This is a genomic window from Acinetobacter sp., assembly GCF_036659555.1.
GTDB lineage: Bacteria > Pseudomonadota > Gammaproteobacteria > Pseudomonadales > Moraxellaceae > Acinetobacter.
In genome coordinates this window covers 1-6,334 of the sequence record NZ_JAVXCI010000125.1, presented here as the reverse complement: position 1 = coordinate 6,334, position 6,334 = coordinate 1, and the positions used below count along the sequence as shown (strand labels likewise).

The 6,334-nt window shown below is 51.5% G+C and carries 7 protein-coding genes; 3 read left to right on the top strand and 4 right to left on the bottom strand.

Features of this window, described 5'->3' with window-relative positions; genetic code table 11:
* Positions 1 to 223: 223 nt before the first annotated feature.
* Together RSA72_RS13395 and RSA72_RS13390 are read left to right on the top strand one after the other, a co-directional pair.
* Positions 224 to 745: a GspH/FimT family pseudopilin gene (locus RSA72_RS13395; protein WP_332624156.1), complete on the top strand. Its 522-nt coding sequence runs from the start codon at positions 224 to 226 to the stop codon at positions 743 to 745.
* 108 nt (positions 746 to 853) lie between these two features.
* Positions 854 to 2,029, top strand: coding sequence for a thiolase family protein (locus RSA72_RS13390; protein ID WP_332624157.1), 1,176 nt, complete (start codon positions 854 to 856; stop codon positions 2,027 to 2,029).
* Between the two features lie 260 nt (positions 2,030 to 2,289).
* Here the strand turns inward: RSA72_RS13390 and RSA72_RS13385 are convergent, their stop codons facing one another.
* From RSA72_RS13385 to RSA72_RS13375, 3 genes are all read right to left on the bottom strand, one after another.
* Positions 2,290 to 2,928, bottom strand: a complete 639-nt coding sequence (locus RSA72_RS13385) for a nuclease-related domain-containing protein (protein WP_332624158.1) — start codon at positions 2,926 to 2,928, stop codon at positions 2,290 to 2,292.
* A 76-nt stretch (positions 2,929 to 3,004) separates the two neighbouring features.
* Positions 3,005 to 3,487 (bottom strand): methylated-DNA--[protein]-cysteine S-methyltransferase, encoded by a 483-nt coding sequence (locus RSA72_RS13380; RefSeq protein ID WP_332624159.1) that lies wholly within the window; start codon positions 3,485 to 3,487, stop codon positions 3,005 to 3,007.
* Between the two features lie 260 nt (positions 3,488 to 3,747).
* Entirely contained in the window at positions 3,748 to 4,416 is a 669-nt protein-coding gene (locus RSA72_RS13375) for an HAD-IA family hydrolase (RefSeq protein WP_332624161.1), read from the bottom strand.
* 97 nt (positions 4,417 to 4,513) lie between these two features.
* On the opposite strand from RSA72_RS13375, the gene RSA72_RS13370 reads away from it, so the two are divergent.
* Positions 4,514 to 5,281, top strand: coding sequence for a hydroxymethylpyrimidine/phosphomethylpyrimidine kinase (locus RSA72_RS13370; protein WP_332624160.1), 768 nt, complete (start codon positions 4,514 to 4,516; stop codon positions 5,279 to 5,281).
* A gap of 520 nt (positions 5,282 to 5,801) precedes the next feature.
* Here RSA72_RS13370 and RSA72_RS13365 read toward each other — a convergent pair.
* On the bottom strand, positions 5,802 to 6,334 hold a 533-nt coding region (locus RSA72_RS13365; protein WP_332633329.1), incomplete at its 5' end, for a DUF1176 domain-containing protein.

Sequence of the window (6,334 nt, the reverse complement as noted above, 5' to 3'; positions counted from 1 at the left end):
CAAGTAAATTATTGACAAAATTACTTACAATTTCCGTTGTAATTCGGTAAATTTTCACTCAATTAATTCTTGCGAATCGCCTATTGTCACTTTGCCGCTATCTTAGCAGTTTTATAAAAATTTGAGTAATAAAATTACCTGACCAGTATAAGAAAGCATCAAAAAACAGCTTACTCATAGCATGCTTTTTATAAAAACAACATATAACACTTGGTATAATATAATGTTTTCTATCATAAAAAATGGCTTCACTCTAGTCGAGCTTATTGTCACGGCTGCTGTTTTAGCAATCATTGCGGCCATTGCCCTGCCGGCTTTTCAGCACTATATGGCGGAACAGGAAGTCCAATCAACCGTTGCCAAGCTGATTATGGCGAACAGGTCGGCAAGGAATCTGGCCCTGCTGCATCATGCCAATGTTGTGATTTGCCCCAGTGAAGGATTAGCGCAATGCGAGCCGGCCAAATGGAGCAGCGGCTTTATTGTCTTTGCCGATCTCAATAAAAACCGCCAGGCGGATGCAGGCGAAAGCATTTTGCAGACTGAAGCGCTCGGCTTGCAGTACGGCACATTGGACTGGAAAGGCGCGCTCAGCATGCCCAGCGTCACTTTTCAGGCGCTGTCCGGGCTGCCTATCGGCTCCAACGGCAGCTTTTATTACTGCTCGCTGGCTGATCTGCCGCATCAGCAAATCATTATGAGCAAAATGGCGCAAATCCGCGTAGAACACCCAAGCGCCTGCTAAAAACCCGCGCGTCTAATCAGCCCGGCAATAGCGCTTTATTCCGCTTGATTTTTCAATATACTGCTTGAGCAGGACATATTTAATTAAAATCTATTCGGAGAAATAACAATGACAGACATCGTAATTGTGAATGGCGCCCGCACGGCAATGGGCGGCTTTCAGGGCAGCCTTTCCGGCCTTACTGCGCCGGAGCTGGGCGCTGCGGTGATTAAAGCAGCTGTTTCCCGCGCCGGCCTGCAGCCCAGCGATGTCGAAGAAGTCATTATGGGCTGCGTGCTGCCTGCCGGCCTCAAGCAAGGCCCGGCGCGCCAAGCGATGCGCCAGGCCGGCTTGCCGGATGCAGCCGGCGCGGTAACCATCAACAAGCTGTGCGGTTCCGGCATGAAGGCCGTGATGCAGGCGGCGGACATGATTAAAGCCGGTTCGGCTGCAATAGCCGTTGCGGGCGGCATGGAGTCCATGAGCAATGCGCCTTATGTGCTGACCAAAGCCCGCGCCGGCTACCGCATGGGCCATGGCGAAGTCAAAGACCATATGTTCCTTGACGGTCTGGAAGATGCTGAAACTGGCCGCCTGATGGGGTCTTTTGCACAGGATATGGCGGATGCTAAGGGCTATAGCCGCGAGCAGATGGATGATTTTGCGATCCGCTCATTAAAGCGCGCGCAAACCGCGGTTACTGAAGGCTATTTTGCAGATGAGATCGTGCCTGTCACAGTTGCGTCACGCAAAGGCGATGTAACTGTCAATAAGGATGAACAGCCGTTTAATGCCAATATTGACAAAATTCCAACCCTGCGCCCCGCTTTTGCCAAAGACGGCACGATTACCGCCGCCAATGCCAGCTCTATTTCTGACGGCGCGTCGGCGCTGGTCCTGACTTCGGCGGATCACGCGGCCGCCAAGGGCCTGCAGCCACTGGCGAAGATCAGCGCTTATGCTTCAAATTCCCAGCATCCTTCTGAATTTACTATTGCGCCAGTCGGCGCGATCCAAAAAGTGTTAAATAAAACAGGCTGGTCTGCTGAAGAAGTTGACCTTTGGGAAATTAATGAAGCCTTCGCCATGGTCACCATGTGCCCGATGGATGAGTTCAAACTGGACGCTGAAAAAGTCAATATCAATGGCGGCGCCTGCGCTCTGGGCCATCCGGTCGGCTCTACCGGCTCGCGCATCATCCTCACCCTGATTCATGCGCTTAAGCGCACAGGCGGGAAAAAAGGCATTGCAGCGCTGTGCATCGGCGGCGGTGAAGCGACTGCTGTGGCGGTTGAATTGCTGTAAAGCGCGTTCAGCTGCAGGGCTTTCAGTTATTTGTTCAGCCCTGAAGCTTACGGCATATTTCATTTAAACTGAGCATCTAAGAACCAGATTAAGCGCTTCACCCGGTTCTTAGATGCAGCCTGCAAATAGCATAGATTCCGCTGTACCGGCTCAAACTGCCGGCAAAATTTGAATTTTCATACTGCCGCTTTGCTCTTTTATCCATTCCGCAGCTGCCGTAATGCATTTCTTCATATAGCAATTAGAAACTTTTCAGCCATTCACTCATGCTCAGCAGCCCTCTGATTTTTCTGCTTTAAATGCTGCACATGCGCCCGATTGGTTTTCCACGACTTTTCCAGCGCCTCTTTTTCTATCCGCAATTGAATCCGCCGAAGCTTTACAGCCGGAATGACCTCCTCCTGAAAGCCTTTCACATAATCCACCCACTGCGCGCCGCGGCATACGTTGCCGGGCATCATGGTTTTGAATTCAGCCTCCGGCATGAATACAACCACCGAATGCATAAACTGCGGCTCCAGAATATCGGCAAGCGCTTCTTCCAGCACTTTTATGTGCTTGTAGTTTTGATGCAGCGGATTTTGAAATTTATAGGTTTTCTTATAAATTTTCTGCGTCCAGGCCTTTTGCCGCTCACTGCCAAAAATCCAGCCGGCATAGTTTTTAGTTTCAATCACAAAAATGCCGTAAGGGCTGAGCAGAATATGGTCAATTTGCGTGGTGCCCGCTTGGCCATCCGGCAGGGTTAAATCATTCAGCAGCGCATAGCGCTCATTCAAATACAGTTTCGCATGCGCAGCAACCGCAAGCTCACCGGCTTTGCCTTTCAGATAGGGCTTAAAGGCTTTCAGCAGCCCAATAAGGATAAAAGCTAAAATGCCCCATCCAAATGCGGGCATCAGCTGGCCTAAAACCTGATTTAAAATAACTCCCCCGAATATTTTCAAATCATTCATTGATCTTATTTTTATGAGCTTAGTTGATGCGCTCAATTTTTAACAGAATATCTTTATTTTCCAGCCCGCCCGCAAAGCCGACCAGTTTGCCGCTGGCGCCAATGACGCGATGGCACGGCGCAATAATCGAAATCGGATTTTTGCCGTTGGCCGCGCCGACTGCGCGCACGGCTTTAGGATTGCCGATCTGTTCAGCAATCTGCTTATAGCTGCGGGTTTCGCCAAAGGGAATGCTCAGCAGCGCCTGCCAGACTTTCTGCTGAAAATCCGTGCCTTCAAAATCCAGCGGCAAATCAAACTGCCGGCGCTGCCCGGCAAAATATTCATTCAGCTGCCTGGCGGTTTCCAGCAGAACCGGATGCTGCGCCTCTTCCAGCAATTCCGCCAGCCTCACCCGCTTCGGGTTTTCATTTTCCCACAGCACGGCAACCAAGGCCTGCTCATTCGCCACCAGCTTAAGCTGCCCTACCGGAGAAGCTAAATACATATAAGACAGTTTCATCGCCGTTTTTTCCTCTGAACGCATGGCTTGATTATGGCGATGATTGCTTCTTCAGCACAAGAGCTGAAAGGATGAAAACCGGAACCCGCATGCGCGGGGCGCAGCCGGATTCAGCTGAAAATCTTTAAGCGCAGGATTCGGCAGGGCAAAGTTAAACAGCGTTCAGCCGGATAAAAATGCGATTAAAGCTGCTTCAGCAGTGAAGCGCCTGACTGGCGCTTGCGGCCTGATAATTTTAACTGCAGCCCAGCCCCTTAAGCTCAGGCGGATTTGCAGGACAGTTCAGGCAGCGCCTCCAGCAGGGCAGCAAAGGACTGAATCACCATTTCCGGCTGCGCCTGCGCCAGCTCTTGCGCTGAACCGTAGCCGTAAGCCACGCCGATGCTGCCGATGCCATTGCGGCGCGCGCCCAGAATGTCAAATTCGCGGTCGCCCACCATCAGGCATTCGGCAGCCAGCAGCTGTTCCTGCTCCAGAATATAAGCGATCAAATCGCCTTTATTGGTGCGCTCTCCGGAAAGCTCGCTGCCGTAAATTTCCGAAAAATATTGCGCCAAATCAAAATGTTCTAAAATCCGTTTGGCATACACGGTCGGCTTAGCCGTCGCGACCAGCAGCTTGAAGCCCTGCTGCCTTAAGGCGGCCAAGGTTTCCGCCACATCCGCATAGACTTGGTTTTCAAATAAGCCTGTTGCCGAAAAGCGCTCCCGGTAGCCCAGCAGCGCCTGCTCCGCCAAGTCATCATCCAGCGCAACATTTAAGATTTTAGCCAGCGAAGCTTTTAAAGGCGGGCCAATAATCCAGTCAATATTGCTATTTTCATCAATAGGATAGCCTGCTTTTTCCAGCCCATAGCGCGCAGATGCGGTAATGCCGGCTTTCGGGTCAGTCAGTGTTCCATCCAAATCAATCAAAATATTTTTAATCACGGTCTGCACCATATCCATCCGCGCAGCAAAAATGCGCTCGAGAGTTGCCTGAAAGTTGCCTATACTAACCCAAATTTTGTGTAAGAAGGACATGATTGTGCGCCCTACTGTACTGTGCTTTTCCGGTTTAGATCCCTCTGGCGGGGCAGGCCTGCAGGCGGACATTGAAGCTATTGGCCAAAGCGGCGCGCATGCAGCCATTGCCTGCACAGCGCTGACAGTTCAGAACTCGCAGCAGGTGTTCGGCTTCAGCGCCACCTCAAAAGAGCTGCTGCTGGCGCAGGCGCAGGCGGTAATGGATGATTTGCCGATTCAGTGCGTTAAATCAGGCATGCTGGGCACCACGGAAAACATTGGCGCTTTGGCTGACTTCCTGCGCGCGCGCCCAGATTACCTGTATGTGCTGGACCCTGTGCTGGTGGCCAACAGCGGCGGTTCCCTGGGGGATCAGGCGACTTTAGTGAACGCTTTTGCCGAACTGATTCCACTGGCGGCGCTGATTACCCCAAACACGGTGGAGCTGCGCGCATTAACCGGCGAGCAGGATTTAGAACTGGCCGCGCAGAAACTTTTCGCCATGGGCGCCAAAGCGGTGCTGGTCAAAGGCGGCCATGAAGATACGCCGGACTATATCCGCAATGCGCTGTATGTGAATGGCAAGCTGGCATCTGAAACGCAGTGCCCGCGCCTGCCGGGTGAATATCACGGTTCGGGCTGCTCTTTGGCCAGCTATATTGCCGGACGCCTGGCGCTGGGCGATGATTTAAAGACTGCGGTGCATCATGCCGAAGTCTGGCTGTTTGGCGTACTGAAAAATGCCGAAACGCCAGTCCCGGATGGGCAGAAAATCCCCAAACGCTTTTAAGCCGGCACAGCCGCGGGTACTCTCCGCGCTGCACGTTAAATGCGCCTGTTCAGGCTAATGCCAGTCAGTTAAGAAATTGACTGGCATTTTCTTTTTAAATTATAAATTTTATTTGATACGCGGAAGCGTCATCCGCAACCTGAGCGAGAATAAAAGCACTGCTTTTATTTGAAGCGCAAGGCGGAGCGACAAAAACAAAGTACTGCTTTGTTTGCAGTGCAAGGCGAAGCGGTGGCCTTTGAAATGGACTGTTTTTGCAATCAAATTATTTTAAATGCAGAAAGTGAACAGGTTTCGCGGTGAGGCGCACTGCGCCGTAAGATGTTTTCCTTGCGAAGCTTCGCTTCTCATTTTGGCGAATGAGAAACACTGTTTCGCAAGGAACAAAACGAGCTCCAAATATCGAATTTAAAAACGGTAAGACTCCGCCGGGAATGGCCAAAAAGTTAAGGAATTTATTGTAAAACTCCTTAACTGATCTAATGCCAGTCAGTTAAGCATTACCGGCTCAAGCGCATTTTTATTGCGCTGACTGCACTCTGGCAATCAGCAGGGGCATTTCCCATGCGCCGCCAGCAAAGCCCTTGCACTGCGCCTGTATGGCCTGATAGGTTTTGACAAAACGGCTGCCGTTCCACGCCCATTCATCCTGGCTGCCGCAGTCCGCAATGCCCCGGCCTTTTTGCGCGGCGAAAATCTGCCCCTCGCTGAAGCTGGAGGCTGAAGATGTGACAAACTGCCGGGTCTGCAGCAGGGCCTTGTCCATCACCCAATAGCCGTAGCCGTAATTATAGGCGGCGCGCCAGCATGGCGCTTCCACCAGCACATTCTGGCGGTTTAAAGGGTAAATGGCGATTTGATCTTCCTGCAGATAATTGCCCTCATGCAGCGCCCAGCAGTCTTCCTTAGCCGCGGATTTTTTCAGGCGCGCAGCCAGCTGCTGCGCTGGCGCTGCATCCGCATTCCAGCGCTTGGCAATGCCCCGCTGATAATTTTTAAGGGGCTGTAGTAGATTAGAACTGTGATAGTCTACTTTTATGAAGATAACTCGAT